Genomic DNA, 17,312 nt, shown 5'->3' on the forward strand with positions numbered 1-17,312 from the left:
TGGGTCCCTAGGCAGTTCCTAAACAGTTGCTAAATCGTCCAAAGGGCCGGGGTCAGGCGGCTACTAGGTGAGGCCGGCCTTCCTCAGCCCATCGAGGACAAGCTCGAAGCGGCCATCCGAGCGGTTGGCTATCGCATAGACGCCCGCCAGGCTGGTGTGGGGCGCGAACGCCCGCAGGCGCTCCAGCGTCGTGTGCGCCTCGTCGAGGCGTCCAAGATGGGCGAATGCGGCCGTCATCATCCAGTAAGCGGGCGGCCAGTCGACGAGCATAGCGAGCGAGCGTTCAAACCATCCGACGGCGCCTTCGAAATCGCGCATGAAGAAACGGACAAAGCCGCGGCCGGCGAGGCTTTCCGGTGCTTCCGGGGCGCCGGGGCTGAGGGCATAGGCGCGGCTGTAGCAGGTTTCCGCCTTGGCCAGGTCTCCAGCCAGCATGTTGCAGATGCCGCCGAGCACCTGCACAAGCACATTGTTGGGGTTCGCAGCGAGGGCGCGATCGGCCATGGCGAGCCCTTCCGCGCGCATATGGCCAATGGCGAGAAGCGAGTGGCTGCAGAGGGCAAGGACCAGCGGGTCGTCATCACCATGGCGGAGCGCAGCGCGGGCAAGATCGAGGCAGCGGGCGGATTGCTGCTCGTCAAGCTGAACAAGCGCGACAGTGCCGTGGCGCGCCACCCCCCAGGAGGCATAGGCGAGTGCCGCGGCATAGTCGGGCTGCAGTGCGATGGCGCGTTCCAGATGCCCGATGGCGGTGAGGTAGTCGGCGGGTTCGCGCGACACAAACAAGGGCAGGGCACGCAGGAAATGGTCGTAGGCCTGGGGGTTGTCCGGCCAGCGACGGCGCGTGCGTTCGATCTCGGCGCGGCGAATCTGGGGTTCGACCAGCCCGACGACGGTCTCGGTGATCTGGTCCTGGAAGTCGAACAACTGGCCGAGATCGCCGTCGAAATGCGAGGCCCACAGGTGCGTGCCGCTGGCGGCGTCGATCAGCTGCACGGTAACGCGAACGCGGTCGCCAGAGAGGCGGACGCTGCCTTCGAGGAGGTAGCGGACGCCTAGCTCGCGGGCGACCTGCCGGATATCGGTGGCGCGGTTGCGATAGGCGAAGGAGGAGTAGCGCGAGACGACGGCGAAAGACTTGAAGCGGCTGAGGGCGGTGATCACGTCCTCAACGAGGCCATCGGCGAAGTAGTCCCGGCTGGCGTCGCCGCTGAGGTTGACGAAGGGCAGGACGGCGACGCTGGGGCGCCCGCCTTCGGCCGATTGGGCGTGGTTGGGCGAGGGGTCCCGGACCAGCCGGTAGCCGACGCGCGGTACGGTGATGATCCAGTCCTCGCCGCCGGGGCGGGCGCCGAGTTCCTTGCGCAGGGCGGCCACCTGGACGGTGATGTTGCCTTCCTCCACCGTGACGCCGGGCCAGACGCGGGAGAGGATTTCCTCCTTGGTGACGATCTCGCCGCGGGCCGCGGCCATTGTTTCGAGCATGGCGAGGGCGCGCGGCCCGAGCGCCACAGGGCGGCCGTCACGCCGCAATTCGCGGCCCGGCAGCAGGACAAACGGCCCGAAAGCATACTGTGTCTCGTCCATGGCAGCCGTTGTACATCAATTGGGCGGCGGTTCGTAGACCTGCCTTGGACTTGGCAAGCAACGCACAAAACTATCGATACTACTGCGACGAAAACGAAGAACACAGCGTCTGGGCACGGGGTTCCGGAAACCGCAGGGCTCGTCGCGCCGGCGGCGCGTTAAGCGACGTTCGACTCCGCGAAGGACCCGTGTTTGTCGGGCTCGCGCAGCACGTTGCCGCCACATTCGAAGTCCGCTAGCACTTGCTGCCAAATCAAAGCAGTTGGGGGCTGGGAATGCTGACGGCGGATGAACTGGCCGTGGTGCCGACGTTTTCGGCGCTGGATCTGGCGGTGCTGAGAGAACTGGCCCGCGGCTCGGCAGATATCCGGCTCGGACCAGGCGAGTATGCGGTGCATGAAGGCGACGAGCCGACCCTGCTCGTCGTCCTCGCCGGCACGCTCGACATCATCAAGCGGGTCGACGGCATCGAGCGCAAGATCGGCGCGCGTGCCGAGGGGATGCTGCACGGCGAGGTGCCGATCATCTATGGCACGCAGTTCCAGGCCGGTGCGCGGGCAGCGGAACCGGTCCGGATCGCCCGGATCGAGGCGCGGCAGTTTCACGCCGCTGCGGCCATGGCGCCCGAGTTGGCGCGCAGCATGGGCGAGCTGGCGCGTGAGCGCATTGGCGGGCTGCAAAGCATCACGGCGAATGCCCGCCGCGCCAAGGTGACGATACTCGGCCAGCGCTGGGACCCGGCCTGCCTCGAGTTGCGACGCTTCCTCGCCAGCAACCAGATCGCCTTTGACGGCTATACGCCCGATGCTCCGGAGTTGGCCGAGCACTGGCACGGCGAGGTGCCGGGAACCGATAGTTTGCCGGCACTGCAGATCGTCGATGGTCCGACGCTGGTGCGGCCGGGCCTGAGGGAACTGGCGGAATTGCTCGGTCTCGATACCACGGCGAAGGAAACGACATACGACACGGTGATCATCGGTGGCGGTCCGGCCGGGCTCGCTGCGGCGGTCTATGGGGCGTCCGAAGGGCTGCGTACCGTGGTGATCGAGCGCGAGGCGCCGGGCGGGCAGGCCGGCACATCGTCACGGATCGAGAACTATCTCGGCTTTCCGAGCGGCATATCGGGCGACGAGCTGGCAAGCCGCGCGCTGCGGCAGGCGAAGCGCCTCGGGGCGGAGGTGCTGATCACCCGCCGGATCGAGCGTATCGATCCAGTTGCGCGCACGGTCGAACTGGACGGCGGCGACATGCTGCAGGCGAAAACGATCATTCTTGCCACCGGCGTCAGCTGGCGTCGCGTCGCCATCGAGGGTTTCGACCGGCTGATCGGCAAGGGCATCTATTATGGTGCGGCTCGCAGCGAGGCGAGCACCACGCAGGGCCTCGACATCCACCTGATCGGGGCCGGAAACTCGGCCGGGCAGGCGGCGATGTTTTTTGCCAACCACGCGCGCACGGTGACGCTGGTGGTGCGTGGGGACGCGCTTGAAAAGAGCATGTCGCAGTACCTGGTCGACCAGGTGCACAGCAAATCCAACATCAAGGTGGCGCTGCGCAGCGAGGTGGCGGCGACGCTGGGCGACGATCACCTGACCGCGGTCGAGCTCAGGGACAATGCCACCGGCCTCACCCGGCGCGAGGAGAGTGGCGGGCTATTCGTGTTCATCGGCGCCGACGCCGAGACCGACTGGCTCCCCGCGGAGCTTGTCCGCGACGCGCGCGGTTACGTGCTCACCGGCGAGGACCTGAGGAAGACCGGGCATTGGGCGGAAAGCCGCGATCCCTATCTGCTGGAGACCAGCGTGCCCGGCATCTTTGCCTGCGGCGATGTTCGCTTCAGCCCGGTCAAGCGCGTCGCATCTGCGGTGGGGGAGGGCAGCATGGCCATCGCCTTCGTGCACCAGTACCTGGCGCGGCTGGCGGCGGGCGAGCGGTAGGGCGGGGCCGGCAAAAGCAAAACCCCGCGCCGGTTTCCGGTACGGGGTTTGCCAGATCGTGGAACTTCCGAAGGGGGAGCGCGCTTAGGCGACGCTCGACTCGGCGAAGGTCTCGTGCTCGTCGGGTTCGCGCAGGACGTAGCCGCGGCCCCAGACGGTTTCGATGTAGTTCTTGCCACCGGTGGCGACCGAGAGCTTCTTGCGGAGCTTGCAGATGAAGACGTCGATGATCTTCAGTTCGGGCTCGTCCATGCCGCCATAGAGGTGGTTGAGGAACATTTCCTTGGTGAGGGTGGTGCCCTTGCGGAGCGAGAGCAGCTCCAGCATCTGGTATTCCTTGCCGGTCAGGTGCACGCGGGCCGACTGGACTTCGACGGTCTTGGTGTCGAGGTTCACCGTCAGGTCGCCGGTCGAGATGACCGACTGGGCGTGGCCCTTGGAACGGCGGACAATGGCGTGGATGCGGGCGACCAGCTCGTCCTTGTGGAAGGGCTTGGTCATGTAGTCGTCGGCGCCGAAGCCGAGGCCGCGCACCTTGTCCTCGATCCCGGCGAGGCCGGAGAGGATCAGGATCGGGGTCTGCACCTTGGCCACGCGCAGGGTGCGGAGCACTTCGTAGCCCGACATGTCGGGAAGGTTCAGATCGAGCAGGATGATGTCGTAGTCGTAGAGTTTGCCTAGGTCGACGCCCTCTTCGCCCAGGTCCGTCGTGTAGACGTTGAAGCTCTCAGACTTGAGCATCAGCTCGATGCTCTGCGCTGTCGCGCTGTCGTCTTCGATCAAGAGCACACGCATGCCGTCAATCCCCTTAAACCGTTCCCTGCTGGAACTACGGGTGAGACGCCCTGCGCGTTCACCCTTAACCGAACCCTACTGGATATGACCCAAACCTAAGCGCAATTAGTTAACAAAGTTTAATTCCGATCCGCAAGATGCAAACGTTCTCCCGCTAACGATATATTAAATCGTTGAAAATGCTGCATAATTCGGCCCAAACGGACTTAAGATTTTAGGTTAAGAAGGCCTTACAATCGACTCTGTCGACTCAAGGATTTGGGGGTGTCTGAAGAGGTTTTCGGGCGGTCGCGCAGACGGAGCCCCAACCCTATGGTTAACGCTTTTTGCTTAACGTTCGGTTACCGTGGGTTGCAAGCGATTCGACCTTTTGAAACAGGTTCATGCAGTCCCTCAAAGCCGCAATAGACGCTATCGAGGACGTTGAGGTTTTCGGCCGGGTCAAGACCGTGCAGGGGCTGCTGGTCGAGATCGTCGGGCCGGTGCGCGAACTCCGCGTCGGCGGGCGGGTCGAGATCGAAACCACCAATGGCGGTGTGCTCGGAGCCGAGATCATCGGCTTTCGCGACGGCCATGCGCTTTGCCTGCCGTTCGGGGCTTTGAACGGGGTTCGGCTGGGCTGCCGGGCGCTGTTCAAGAGCCATGACGGATCGGTGCAGCCGTCGGAGCATTGGCTGGGGCGCGTGATCAACGCCGACGGGCAGCCGATCGACGGCAAGGGCCCGCTGATGCCGGGGGCGATTTCCTATCCGATGCGGCAGGTGCCGCTGCCTGCGCATGAGCGGGTGCGGGTGGGTGATCCGCTCGATATGGGGGTGCGGACGCTCAACACCTTCACCACCATGTGCGAGGGCCAGCGCATGGGCATTTTCGCGGGCTCGGGCGTCGGCAAGTCGGTGCTGATGTCGATGCTGGCCCGTAACGCCCAGGTCGATGTGGCGGTGATCGGACTCATTGGCGAGCGTGGGCGCGAGGTGCAGGAGTTCGTCACCGACTATCTCGGCGAAGTCGGCATCCAGCAGGCGGTGGTGGTGGTCGCGACCTCGGACGAGGCGGCGCTGATGCGGCGGCAGGCGGCCTATCTGACGCTGACGCTGAGCGAGTACTTTCGCGATCAGGGCAAGCGCGTGCTGTGCATGATGGACAGCCTGACCCGCTTCGCCCAGGCGCAGCGCGAGATCGGGCTAGCCATCGGCGAGCCGCCGACGGCCAAGGGCTACCCGCCGACGGTGTTCACCGAACTGCCCAGATTGCTGGAAAGAGCAGGGCCTGGGTTAAAGGATAGCGGCTCCATTACAGGTCTATTTACCGTTTTGGTGGAAGGTGATGACCACAATGAGCCCATTGCGGATGCCGTTCGCGGCATCCTTGACGGGCACATCGTGATGGAGCGCTCGATTGCCGAACGCGGTCGCTATCCGGCGGTCAACGTGCTCCGGTCTATCTCGCGAACGATGCCAGGATGCGTGCCGGTGAGTTTCCGGCCAGTCCTGCAGAAAGCGCGGGAGCTCATGTCGACGTTTTCCGACATGGAGGAACTGATCCGGCTGGGGGCTTACCGGAAGGGATCGGATCCAGGCGTGGACCGTGCCATCGCGATCAACCCGGCGCTGGAGGCGTTTTTGAGCCAGCAGCGGGAGGAGCGCACCTCGATTGCCGACGGCTACGTGATGCTGGAGGCGATCCTGGACAAGGTGGGCGAACACTCCGCGCCAGTGAAGTGAATGACTTGAGGTGTAAGGAGTACAAGTCATGAAGTCGCGCAGCGAAAGCCTGATCCGGCTCAAGAAGTTTCAGGTGGACGAGAAGCGCCGGCAACTGACGCAGATCGAGATGATGATCGCCGATTTCGAGCGCATGGCCGCCGAACTCGACCAGCAGATCGAAATCGAACAGCAGAAGACCGGAATTTCCGACGTCGCCCATTTTGCCTACTCAACGTTCGCCAAGGCCGCGATTGCGCGCAGGGATAACCTCCTGGCGTCGGCCAATGACATGAAGGGCAATCTCGAGGCGGCACAGGACGCACTGGCGGAGGCGGTAGAGGACCTGAAGAAGGTCGAACTGCTGGACCAGCGCGAGCACGGCCGTGAGGTCGCGGCTGAAGCTAAGGCAGAACAGTCGGAATACGACGAGATCGGCCGGCTGCGGCATACGCGGCGGTAAACGCATCCGTCCGACGATGAAAAAGGCCCGCCGGAGCGGGCCTTTCGTGCTTGGGCCTGGCGCTGTTATTGCAGCGGTTCGGTCTTCAGCAGCTGGGTGTCGCGCTCGGCTGCATAGGTGTCCTTGTCATAGGCCACGGCCTTGTCCAACTGATCGCGCGTGACATTGAGGAACAGGAACTTGTCGCTATTGGCACTGGTGGCAAAGCGCAGGTTCTCAATGCCGACGGCCACCGGCTTGGTGCCGATGCCGAGGAAACCACCGAAATCGATGATGACGGCTTCGACGGTCTTGCCGTCTTCGCTGAGGACAACGTCGCCGATCGCGCCGAGGTGCTCGTCGGCCGGGCCGTAGGCGTTAGTGCCGATCAGCTCCTCCGCGGTCAGCGGGGCGTCGGTCAGGGTGGCGCGGTCGATCGGGCCGGCAGCCGGAGCGACTGCCGGTGCGGCGCTCTGGTCGGCCGGAGCGGCAGCGTCAGCCGGCTGGTCGGCCGGGGCGGGCGCATCGGCAGGCTGCTCGGCCGGGGCTGTCGCAGCCGGAGCGTCGGCATCCTCATCCGTGGTTTCGAAGTTCGGCGCCGTTTCAAGCGCTTCCTTGGTGGTCGCGAGGACGAAACGCTCGCTGCCATCCTCGGCGGTGACCCATTCGAGTTCCGCGTAGTTGACCGCGACATTCTTCTCGCCAATGCCAAGGAAGCCGCCAACGCCGATAACCACTGCAGCGACCTCGCCTGCCTCGCCAATGACGAGGTTGTTTACATCGCCGATATGCTCAGCGTCGGCCGCGCTCGAGGAGTAGACCTGCTGGCCGATGATCTCGGTGGCCAGGTTGTCCTTGTCGGTCACTGTATAGCCGGTGGCGAGGATAGAGGTGTCGAGGGGTGCGGCGTCGGTCGCCGGGGCGTCCATCGCCGGTGCCTCGGTGGTCGCGGGTGCGTCGGTCGCGGGGGTCTGGGTGGTGTCCTGGGCGATCGCGCCAGCGGTGAGCAGTGCGGCAATAGCCGTGGTAGTCAGCAATGTACGGAACATTGTATCGTCCTTCTTGTTCGTGCCTGTCATGGACAGGGCCGTGCGGCACAACGCTTGGCTGTGGAGTGCCGTACGGCCCGATACATAGCAACGTGAGTGGGCGCGATCTGTTCCGCCGACCGCGGGGTGCTTGGACGAAAGACAAAAGGCCGGCCCCGTTTTCGAGGTCCGGCCTTCCACGCCTCCCAGCGTCTGGTTGGAGCGGTCGAGGCGCCCCACATCGCTAAACTTAGCGGAAAATTGTCGGCACGGCGCGCCGGGTCGGGTTAACGGGTTAACCCGGGGTTAACTCGGAACCGAGCGCGGGGCTCCACCCCCTCCGGGCTTCGCTAGTTCGCTTTGCTCGCAAGCTACGCTTGCTTGCTCCATCAAGGGGAGGTGGGTGGAGCCACAATCAGTACGTCTTCATCGCCAGATGCATGATGCCGGACCCGTCGTCGAAGGGCTCGCCATAAGCGACGAAGCCGAGCTTTTCGTAGACGGCGAGCTTGTCGTGCTGGGCGGTGAGGTAGAAGCGCGCCTGGCCGCGCTCGCGGGCGATGTCCATGGCGCGGGTGAGGAGCTTGGTCGAGATACCGCGACCGCGCCAGGATCTGGCGACGACGACGCGGCCGAGCTTGGCATGCTCGGGCGTCTCGATGATGCGGAGCGTGCCCACCACGTTGCCCGCGGCGATGGCGACGAGGTGAGTGGCGGTGAGGTCGTCGGCGTCGAACTCCTCGGACTCCGGGATCTGCTGCTCGATGACGAAGACCTCGCGGCGCAGCGCGAAGGCGGCGTTGCAGAGAGCGGAGAAGACGGGGACGTTGAGGAGGGTGATATCGGACATGCCCAGAAACAAGCACGCTGCGCTAAGCTCGGCCAGCCGTCACTTATGTTCTCGCGAACCACAGCTCGAAATGATGCGGACGAATATTGGCGTCCTCGAAGCCTGAGATGAATCGCGCCGGTGCTTCGATCCCAACGGCGGCAAGCTCCTTCGAGATCGTCTCGGCCAATATCTCCTCTGAGGGCAGGAAGTACCGCAACTCGGTCTCGTTCGGGGCCTTGGCCCCGACACGCTCGATGCCTGGAACGAGTTGACCAGCGTCGCGCAACGCGTCTCGGGCCCTTACGGCAATGTCGCGTTGCGCGTTGTCCGCGATGTGGATGTAGACGCGCGGCTGCAGCTCCGGCGCGCCCTGCGGTTCAGTCACATCTCCGGGACCGGTCGAATCGTCGGGTTCCGTTGGGATGTTTGGTCCGGTTGGTAGGCTAGGGGCCGGAGGGGTCGCGCCGCCCGTCGTGCTCGTCTCAATCGCCGTAAGTGTTTGCTCCGCTTGGATGCCGGCCTGCAGCTGCTGCACGACCGGTTTCGGATCGATTTTAATAAAGCCAGCGAATACGGCCACGGCAATTACAACGATCTCGACGATCAGGCTCGTGTAGAGCTTGTCACGGACCTCTTTCTCCACGTTCAGGACGCCGACCAAAGCCAGCAGTGTTATCACTGCGGTGCAGACGAAGACGCCTACGCAGGTCCAGCCGATTACCAGCCGCATCAACGCTTCGTGGTCGATTTCCATATCTCGGATCCCCAGGTTACCCAGGGACAGCATCGCGCGGTGAATGGTTGCCGATTAGTCCGGTACGTTGCGGATGGGGTTCGTGCGCACGCCTACTGCGTCACCGGCACGTTGATCGGGATAGGTCCCGATGGTCCCGGAACCGTCCACAGCGACGACCCCGCTTCCTGGACCAGCCGGAGGACGAAGCCGAGCTTTTCGATCACCGCGGGCGTGAGGACGAAGGGATAGGCGTCGTGCTGGCCGACGGCGCGGTTGAGGTTGTTGATGAGCGAGGAGAGCGGGACCCAGTTTTCGATGAGTTCGTCGATGTCGGCCACTTCATAGGGCTGGTAGTCGAGATCGGCGGCGAGTTCGCCTGATTTGTCGACCTTCGGTTTCAGGCGCACGCCAAAGGCCGCGGCCATCTCGGTGGTGTCGACGAGGTGCAGGTAATGGGCGAAGGTCTCGGCGAAATCTTCCCAGGGGTGCGAGGCGGCGTAGGCCGAGATGTAGCGCTGCTGCCATTCGGCTGGCGCGCCGGTGGCGTAGTGGGCCTGCAGCGCCGCGCCGTAATCCTGGGTTTCATCGCCGAAGAGCTGGTGGAATTCCTCATGGGCCGGGCGATTGGCGACGAGGATGCTCCAGTAGTAGTGGCCGATCTCGTGGCGGAAATGGCCGAGCAGGGTCCGGTACGGCTCGTTGAACTGGGTGCGCCGATATTCGCGCGCGGCGTCGTCGGCCTCCTTCAGCGCGATGGTGATGATGCCGCTGTCGTGGCCGGTGAGGACGGGAGCGCGGGAGAGCTCCTCGTTGGGGAAGCGGAAGCTGAGGCCGTGCACGGGGTCCTCGTTACGCGTGGCGAGCGGCAAATGCAGGCGGAGCAGGGAGTAGAGCAGGCGCTTCTTGGCGCGCTCGATCGACTGCCAGCGCGCGAGATCGACGGGCTGATCGAAGTCCGGCACCAGCTCGTTGTGGCGGCAGGCGCGGCAGTATGGATCGCCGCCAGGCGATTGCAGGATCACCCAGTTGCAGGCGCCGTGTGCGGCATTGGCGCAGAAGACGAACTGCATGTTGTTGATGTGGGGCGCCGTCCAGACCTCCGGACCGCCTTCGAGCGACAGCATGCGGTTGAGCAGCGGGGCATAGCCAAGCCGGTGGCCGCAGCGTTCGCAGCGCGTGTTCTCGAAGTAGAGCAGGTTGCCGCAATGGTCGCAGCGGAAGAGCTTCATGTATCGGTGCTCGGTGACGCCCGCAGACAATGCCTGCGGATGGTGTGCAGTTCCACAGGCGCGAACCGAAAAATTAAGGCGAAACCGGCATCGTTTGGGGGAATTGAGGGCACCCGATGCCGACACGATTTGCGCATCTGTCGCGACCGCGCCGCTGGCTGGTGCTGGCGATCACGCTTGCTGCGATGCTGGTTCTGGCGTGGGTGGCGATGCAGCCGGTGACTGCGCCGGCCGGCGCAGTCACGGGGCCCACCGAAGGCGATCTCGTCAGCTATCAGCGCATCCTCGAGCGAATGCGGGGTGGCGAGGGCTATTACGAAGCTGCACATGAAGTGCTGGTGGCCGACGGCTACGGCACGCGCTCGGTGTTCAACTGGCGGACGCCGCTATGGCCGATGATGCTGGCCGCGCTACCGGCCGGGTGGGCGCAGGGGCTGCTCGCGGCGGTAGCTCTGGTGGGGCTGGTGCTGAGCTACGTGGTCGCGCGGCGGGATGGCGGGATCGGGCCCGCGGTGCTGACGCTGGTCGCAGTGGGCGGGAGCCTCGGCGGGCTGGCATCGCCGTCGAGTGTCGTGTTCGCCGAGGTGGCGGGGGGAACGGTGATCCTGTTCTCGGTCGCGGCCTATGCGATGGGCTGGCGCTGGGCGGGGCTTGTCGCGGGGCTGCTGGCGCTGTTCCTGCGGGAGTTGGCGGCTCCGTATATCGTGGCCGCAGCTGTGCTGGCGTTGCGGGAACGGCGGTGGAGCGAGTTGGCGGCGTGGGTCGTCGGCGGGCTCGCCTATGCCGGCTATTTCGGCTGGCACTGGTTTTCCGTGATGCAGCAATTGGGCCCGGAGGATCGGGCTTATCCGGATGGCTGGCTGCAGTTCGGCGGGCTGCGCTTCCTTGTCTCGGTGGTGAGTTTCAACGGGCTGTGGAGCCTCGCGCCGCAGTGGCTGGCGGCCATCTTCCTGCCGCTCGGGTTGCTGGGGCTGTGGGCTTGGCGGGGCGGCACAATGGCGCTGGCGGCCGGGGTCGCTTACCTCGTGCTGTTCGCGGCGGTGGGGAAGCCATTCAACTATTACTGGGGAGCAGTGTTCACACCGCTCTTGATGCTGGGGGTGGGGTGGGGGCTATACGCTGTTCTCGTCGAGATTTGGCGGAAGGAGCAGCCGTGAGCAAACGCATGTCGAAGACGCTGGCGGCGGAGCTGGCCGAGCGGACGCTGAAGATCGTCAACCCGGCGAACCGCGTGCTGACGCTAAACGAGAGCCTGACTCGGCGTGGGTACGAGCCGGTGCGGATCGTCGCGGGGGAACTGCCGCAGGAGCGCGCGGCGCTGGTGGCGTGGCTGCTGGGGCGGTACCAGGGCAGTGCCGACTGAGGCAGACGGGCCCCTCCCGTCCTCCCCCTTTAAGGGGGAGGTGCCTGCCGGTGGGTACGGTCAGATCGAGTTAGCTAGATACTGCCGATCGTCTTCAGCCGCACTCGCGGGTGGACTTCGTTCTGGCTCATCACCACCGTCTGCGGGCGGAAGCGTTCGATGATGGCGCGGACATGGGGGCGGATGCCGGGGCTGGTGATGAGGACCGGGATTTCGCCCTGCTGAGCGGCGTTCTCGAAGCCCTGCTGGACGCCGATGATGAACTGCTGCAGGCGCGAGGGGGCCATGGCGAGGTGGCGGTCGTTGCCGTCGCCGATCATGGCCTCGGCGAAATCGCGCTCCCATTGCGGCGAGAGGGTGAGGAGCGGCAGGTTGCCGTCCGGCCCGAGGTTGGCGGCGCAGAGCTGGCGGGCGAGGCGGGAGCGGACGTGCTCGGCGATCGATTGGGCGGTGCGGCCCGGGCCGGCGATTTCGGCGATGCCCTCGAGGATGGTCGGCAGGTCGCGGATCGAGATGCGCTCGGTGAGGAGAGTCTGGAGGACGCGCTGGACGCCCGAGACCGAGATCTGGCTCGGGACAATATCCTCGACGAGCTTCTGCTGCTCCTTGGGCAGGCCCGAGAGCAGCGACTGGACGTTGGCGTAGCTGAGGAGGTCCGAGACGTTGGCCTTCAGCACCTCGGTGAGGTGGGTCGAGATGACGGTCGAGGGATCGATGATCGAGTAGCCGCGGAGTTCGGCTTCGTCGCGGAGGGCGGGCTCAATCCAGGTGGCGGGGAGCCCGAAGGTCGGTTCGGTGGTATGGACGCCCGGCAGGTTGATCTCGCGGCCCATGGGATCCATGACCATGAGCTGGTGCGCGAAGATCTGGCCGCGGCCGGAATCGACCTCCTTGATCTTGACCTTATAGTCGTTGGGCTCGAGCTGCATGTTGTCGAGGATGCGGACCGGCGGCATGATGAAGCCGAGTTCGGTCGCGAGCTGACGGCGGAGCGCCTTGATCTGTTCGGTGAGCCGATCGGTGCCGGTGTCGTCTTCCTTCACCAGGGATAGCAGGCCGTAGCCGAGTTCGAGCTTCAGCTCGTCGATCTTGAGGCTGTCGGTGATCGGGGCATCTTCGGACGGCTTCGGAAGCTGGGCCTCGGCCATGGCGCTTTCGAGCAGAACCTTGTCGGTAGCGTTGGACTTCTTCCTGCCCGACTTGAAGGCGAGCCAGCCGACACCGCCGGCGAGGGCGAGGAACGGGATGATTGGCATGCCGGGGAGCAGTGCGAGCGCTCCGATGACGGCGGCCGACATGCCGAGCGCCTTGGGGTAGCCGGTGAACTGGGCGACCAGCGCCTTGTCGGCCGAACCGATCACGCCGGCCTTACTGACGAGCAGGCCCGCGGCGGTCGAGACGATCAGCGCCGGAATCTGGGAAACGAGACCGTCGCCGATGGTGAGCAGGGTGTAGTTGTGGCCGGCTTCGGCGAAGCTCAGGCCTTCCTGCAGCATGCCGATGATCAGGCCGGCGATGATGTTGATGAACGTGATGAGGAGGCCCGCGATGGCATCGCCTCGCACGAACTTGCTCGCGCCGTCCATGTTGCCGAAGAAGGCGCTTTCGCCTTCGAGGGTCTCGCGGCGCTTGCGGGCTGTGGCTTCGTCGATGAGGCCGGCGCTGAGATCAGCGTCGATGGCCATCTGCTTGCCGGGCATGGCGTCGAGGTTGAAGCGCGCCGCGACCTCGGCGATGCGGCCCGAGCCCTTGGTGATGACGATGAAGTTCACGATGACGAGGATGGCGAAGACCACGACGCCGATGACGAAGTTGCCCCGGGTGATGAACTCGCCGAAGGCCTCGATGACGTGACCGGCAGCATCGGTGCCGTTATGGCCCTCCGAGAGGATCAGGCGGGTGGTTGCTAGGTTGAGCGCGAGTCGCAGCATGGCGGCGATCAGCAGCACGGTCGGGAAGGACGAGAATTCGAGCGGCGTCTGGATGAACAGCGCCGTCATCAGGATCAGCACCGAGAAGACGATCGAGATGGCCAGCAGCAGATCGAGCAGCAGCGGAGGCAGCGGCACGATGAGGACCATGATGATCCCCATGATGCCCACGGCGAGGCCGATCTCGGACGAGCCGAGCGACTTCATCAGGCCCTGGAGCGAGAAGGCCGGGAGCTTGAGGCCGGAGGCGGGGCCGGGGGCAGAGAGGTCAGCCACGTGTGGGCTCCGGTAGGAGAGTTATTGAGGCTCTATCGGTGCTCACGCCACGTTCCGCTGTTCGCCCGGGCCGGCCACCTGGACGCCTTCGTCCATGTACTGGTTGAGCTTGTTGCGGAGTGTGCGGATCGAGATGCCGAGGATGTTGGCGGCGTGGGTGCGGTTGCCCAGCACGTGGTCGAGGGTGTCGAGGATCAGGTCGCGCTCGACGTCGGCGACGGTGCGGCCGACCATGGCGCGCGAGATCGACTCGGCGGCCTCGCGCGCTTGCGTTGCGAGCGAGGTGTTGGCGACCAGTTCGGTGAGGCCGGTGCCGTCCGGCATGGCGATGGCATCAGGTCCGATGACTTCGCCACCGGCGAGGAGGACGGCGCGGTGCAGGGTGTTCTCGAGTTCGCGAACGTTGCCGGGCCATGGCGCCTTCAGCAGGGCGGCGCGAGCCTCGTCGGAGAGGGCGCGGCGGCCGAGGCCATTGGCTTTGGCGTATTTGTCGACGAAGTGATCGGAGAGGGCGGAGACGTCGGCCGGGCGCTCGCGCAGGGGTGGGAGCTTGAGGTTGACGACGTTGAGGCGGAACAGCAGGTCTTCGCGGAAGCTGCCTTCCTTCACGGCGTCGCTGAGGTTGCGGTTCGAGGTGGCGATGATGCGGATATCGACCGGCACGGGCTTGCCGCCGCCGATACGGTCGATCTGGCGCTCCTGAATGGCGCGGAGGAGCTTGGCCTGAAGGCGCACGTCCATCTCGCTTATTTCATCGAGTAGTAGCGTGCCGCCGGTGGCTTCCTCGAACTTGCCGATGCGGCGGGCGACGGCGCCGGTGAACGCGCCCTTCTCGTGCCCGAAGAGTTCGCTCTCGAGCAGGGCCTCGGGAATGGCGGCGCAGTTGATCGAGATGAAGGGGCGGCCGGCGCGCTTGGAACGCGAGTGGACGTACTTCGCCATCACTTCCTTGCCGGTGCCGCTCTCGCCGGTGATGAGCACGGAGGCCTCGGAGGGGGCGATCTGCTCGGCGAGCTTGACCACGCGGGCCATGGCTGGATCACGATAGAGGAAATCGCTCGACTCGCGGGCGACGGCCGCAATCACGGCGGCGATCAGCTCGGCGTCGGGGGGGAGGGGGATGTATTCCTTGGCGCCGGCGCGGATGGCGCTCACCGCGGCGGCGGCGTTGCTCTCGGTGCCGCAGGCGACGACGGGGATGACGAAGCGTTCGCCCTCGAGGCCGGCGATGAGGCCGGAGATATCCATCATCACATCGACCAGCAGCAGGTCGGCGCCGCGGCCGGCGCGGAGGCTGGCGAGCGCGATTTCGATCGACGGGGCGTGGGCAACCTTGGCGCCGCCATCCATGGCGAGCTTGGTGGCGGTGGTGAGCTGGCCTTCGAGCGGCCCGACGATAAGGAGACGCATGATCACGCTGCCTTGATGATTTCGGTCATGGTGACGCCGAGACGGTTCTCGACGAGGACGATTTCGCCGCGGGCGACGAGGCGGTCGTTCACGTAGATTTCGACGGCCTCGCCGACCTGCCGGTCGAGCTCGACCACGCTGCCGACATCCATCTTCAGGAGGTTGGCGACCGGCACCTTGGCGCGGCCGAGCACGACCGAGATGCGGACGGGAACGTCGAAGACCGCTTCGAGGTCGGCGGCGTTCTTTTCGCCGGGCGGCAACTGGCCGTCGCGGCCGGGCGCGGTCATTTCCTCGAACTCGACGCCGGGGCTCATCCCTCCGGTGCTCATTGTTCGGTCTCCTCGTTACGGATGCCGCGGGCGGCGAAGTATTCGGCGATCTTCAAATCGATCTCGGCGCTGAGCTTGCGGATGTCGCGGACGACGCCGCCATCGGCCCATTCGATACGGGCATCGCCGATGGCGACATCAGGATCGCCGAGAACGACGAGGCGGCCGGTGAAGCCGGACGTGGTCATGCGGCCCGTCGCGATATCGCGCACGGCGTCGGCGAGCTGGGGGTCGCAGCGGATGACGAGGTGCGGCACGCCATCGAGCGTCGCCATGCACTCGGCGATCAGCTGCTCGATCTCGCCGGTGGGCTCGCGGGCAATCAGGCCGCCGGCAAGTTTGCGTGCGATCGACAGCGAGAGACCGACGGCTTCGGAGATGGTCTGCTTCCTGGCATCGTCGATTCCGGCGGCCATGGCAGCGACGCGGGCGCCGAGCGCTTCGGCGGCGGCGGTCTGGGCTTTGGCGGCATTGGCGGTGGCGCTGCGTTCCCCCTCGGCACGACCGGCGGCGATGCCTTCGGCGCGGGCGGCGGTGAGCAGCTCGGCCATGGCGGTCTCGGTCACCAGCGAGTTGCGCTCCTGGCGGTGGCCAAGATCGAGGTCGAAGGTGAATTTGGAGGGCGCGGCGGTCATCAGCCGATCATCTCCTCATCGGCCTTGCCCTTGGTGATGACGATCTCGCCCTTGGCGGCGAGGTCCTTGGCGGTCGCGACCATGCGGCCCTGGGCTTCGTCGACGTCCTTGAGGCGGACCGGACCCATCGCCTGCATGTCTTCCTTCAGCATCTTGCCGGCGCGACCCGACATATTGGCGAAGAACACGTCCTTGACGGTCTCGTTGGCGCCCTTGAGAGCGAGGCCGAGTTCCTTCTTGTCGAGCTTTTGCACCAGCGTCTGGATCGCACCGGGCTCGAGGCGAGCGAGATCCTCGAAGGTGAACATCAGGGCCTTGATGCGCTCGGAGCCGTCGCGGTCGCGCTCTTCGAGGGTGGTGAGGAAGCGCGCTTCGGTCTGGCGATCGAAGGCGTTGAAGATTTCGGCCATCTGCTCGTGGCTGTCGCGGCGCTTGGTGTGGCTGAGGGTGGACATGAACTCGGTGCGGAGCGTCGTCTCGATCTTTTCGAGGATCTCCTTCTGCACCGGATCGAGCGACAGCATGCGCTGTACGACCTCCATCGCCAGTTCCTCGGGCAGGTTGCCGAGGACCTTGGCGGCATGGTCGGTGTTGAGCTTGGAGAGGACGACGGCGATGGTCTGCGGGTACTCGTTCTTGAGGTAGCTCGCGAGCACGTCTTCCTGAACGTTCGAGAGCTTTTCCCACATGTTGCGGCCGGCCGGTCCGCGGATTTCCTCCATGATGGAATCGACGCGATCATGCGGCAGGAAGCTCAGCAGCAGGCGCTCGGTGGTGTCGGTGTTGCCGGCGAGCGAGCCGTTCGACGAGATCGTGGTGACGAACTCGATGAACAGGGTGTCGAGCATTTCCTGGGTGATCGGGCCGAGCTTGACCATGGCGCGCGAGAGCTGGCGGATTTCCATCTCGTCGAGCTCTTCGAGGATCGGCCTGCCGAAATCGGGACCCAGCGCGAGCAGCAGCACGGCGGCCTTCTCGTCGCCGCGCAGGGCGCGCTGCATGGCATTGGCACCAACGACGAGCTGCGCGCTCTGAAGGGCCTGTTGCGGGTCGGTCTGGTGTGCGGTGGCCATGTC

The 17,312-nt window shown here is 65.3% G+C and carries 16 protein-coding genes; 5 read left to right on the forward strand and 11 right to left on the reverse strand.

Annotation, left to right across the window (positions count from 1 at the left end; translation table 11 throughout):
* Positions 1–63 precede the first annotated feature (63 nt).
* Positions 64–1,587 (reverse strand): winged helix-turn-helix domain-containing tetratricopeptide repeat protein, encoded by a 1,524-nt coding sequence (locus tag ACOYW5_RS20600; RefSeq protein ID WP_423066747.1) that lies wholly within the window; start codon positions 1,585–1,587, stop codon positions 64–66.
* A 275-nt stretch (positions 1,588–1,862) separates the two neighbouring features.
* On the opposite strand from ACOYW5_RS20600, the gene ACOYW5_RS20605 reads away from it, so the two are divergent.
* Entirely contained in the window at positions 1,863–3,524 is a 1,662-nt protein-coding gene (locus tag ACOYW5_RS20605) for an FAD-dependent oxidoreductase (RefSeq protein ID WP_423066748.1), read from the forward strand.
* Positions 3,525–3,608: 84 nt separating this feature from the next.
* Here the strand turns inward: ACOYW5_RS20605 and ctrA are convergent, their stop codons facing one another.
* Complete coding sequence (gene ctrA, locus ACOYW5_RS20610; RefSeq protein WP_423066749.1) at positions 3,609–4,319, reverse strand: response regulator transcription factor CtrA; 711 nt, start codon at positions 4,317–4,319, stop codon at positions 3,609–3,611.
* A gap of 383 nt (positions 4,320–4,702) precedes the next feature.
* Between ctrA and fliI the strand changes: the two genes are divergently transcribed.
* Positions 4,703–6,043 (forward strand): flagellar protein export ATPase FliI, encoded by a 1,341-nt coding sequence (fliI, locus tag ACOYW5_RS20615; protein WP_423066750.1) that lies wholly within the window; start codon positions 4,703–4,705, stop codon positions 6,041–6,043.
* 28 nt (positions 6,044–6,071) lie between these two features.
* Complete coding sequence (gene fliJ, locus ACOYW5_RS20620; protein WP_423066751.1) at positions 6,072–6,485, forward strand: flagellar export protein FliJ; 414 nt, start codon at positions 6,072–6,074, stop codon at positions 6,483–6,485.
* A 65-nt stretch (positions 6,486–6,550) separates the two neighbouring features.
* On the opposite strand, the gene ACOYW5_RS20625 is transcribed toward fliJ, so the two are convergent.
* From ACOYW5_RS20625 to ACOYW5_RS20640, 4 genes are all read right to left on the reverse strand, one after another.
* The gene (locus tag ACOYW5_RS20625) at positions 6,551–7,513 is read right to left on the reverse strand and encodes a PRC-barrel domain-containing protein (protein WP_423066752.1); all 963 of its coding nucleotides are present in this window, start codon (positions 7,511–7,513) and stop codon (positions 6,551–6,553) included.
* Positions 7,514–7,907: 394 nt separating this feature from the next.
* Positions 7,908–8,342, reverse strand: a complete 435-nt coding sequence (locus tag ACOYW5_RS20630; protein WP_423066753.1) for a GNAT family N-acetyltransferase — start codon at positions 8,340–8,342, stop codon at positions 7,908–7,910.
* Positions 8,343–8,385: 43 nt separating this feature from the next.
* The gene (locus ACOYW5_RS20635; RefSeq protein WP_423066754.1) at positions 8,386–9,078 is read right to left on the reverse strand and encodes a hypothetical protein; all 693 of its coding nucleotides are present in this window, start codon (positions 9,076–9,078) and stop codon (positions 8,386–8,388) included.
* A 92-nt stretch (positions 9,079–9,170) separates the two neighbouring features.
* Complete coding sequence (locus tag ACOYW5_RS20640; protein ID WP_423066755.1) at positions 9,171–10,289, reverse strand: zinc-binding metallopeptidase family protein; 1,119 nt, start codon at positions 10,287–10,289, stop codon at positions 9,171–9,173.
* A 116-nt stretch (positions 10,290–10,405) separates the two neighbouring features.
* Here ACOYW5_RS20640 and ACOYW5_RS20645 point away from each other — a divergent pair, with 116 nt between their 5' ends.
* Positions 10,406–11,446, forward strand: coding sequence for a hypothetical protein (locus tag ACOYW5_RS20645; protein ID WP_423066756.1), 1,041 nt, complete (start codon positions 10,406–10,408; stop codon positions 11,444–11,446).
* Positions 11,443–11,652, forward strand: a complete 210-nt coding sequence (locus ACOYW5_RS20650; protein WP_423066757.1) for a hypothetical protein — start codon at positions 11,443–11,445, stop codon at positions 11,650–11,652. The genes ACOYW5_RS20645 and ACOYW5_RS20650 overlap by 4 nt, the downstream gene beginning before the upstream one ends.
* 74 nt (positions 11,653–11,726) lie before the next feature.
* Here ACOYW5_RS20650 and flhA read toward each other — a convergent pair whose 3' ends face one another.
* From flhA to fliG, 5 genes are all read right to left on the reverse strand, one after another.
* Positions 11,727–13,790: a flagellar biosynthesis protein FlhA gene (flhA, locus tag ACOYW5_RS20655; protein WP_423069520.1), complete on the reverse strand. Its 2,064-nt coding sequence runs from the start codon at positions 13,788–13,790 to the stop codon at positions 11,727–11,729.
* Between the two features lie 111 nt (positions 13,791–13,901).
* On the reverse strand, positions 13,902–15,269 hold the full coding sequence (locus ACOYW5_RS20660) for a sigma 54-interacting transcriptional regulator (protein WP_423066758.1): 1,368 nt from the start codon (positions 15,267–15,269) through the stop codon (positions 13,902–13,904).
* Between the two features lie 2 nt (positions 15,270–15,271).
* Positions 15,272–15,559, reverse strand: coding sequence for a flagellar motor switch protein FliN (fliN, locus tag ACOYW5_RS20665; RefSeq protein WP_423069521.1), 288 nt, complete (start codon positions 15,557–15,559; stop codon positions 15,272–15,274).
* Positions 15,560–15,597: 38 nt separating this feature from the next.
* Positions 15,598–16,236, reverse strand: coding sequence for a hypothetical protein (locus tag ACOYW5_RS20670; RefSeq protein WP_423066759.1), 639 nt, complete (start codon positions 16,234–16,236; stop codon positions 15,598–15,600).
* Positions 16,236–17,309: a flagellar motor switch protein FliG gene (gene fliG, locus ACOYW5_RS20675; RefSeq protein WP_423066760.1), complete on the reverse strand. Its 1,074-nt coding sequence runs from the start codon at positions 17,307–17,309 to the stop codon at positions 16,236–16,238. Before fliG ends, ACOYW5_RS20670 begins: the two co-directional genes overlap by 1 nt.
* Positions 17,310–17,312 lie beyond the last annotated feature (3 nt).

Source organism: Devosia sp. CN2-171 (genome assembly GCF_049354815.1).
In the GTDB taxonomy this organism is placed as follows: Bacteria; Pseudomonadota; Alphaproteobacteria; order Rhizobiales; family Devosiaceae; genus Devosia_A.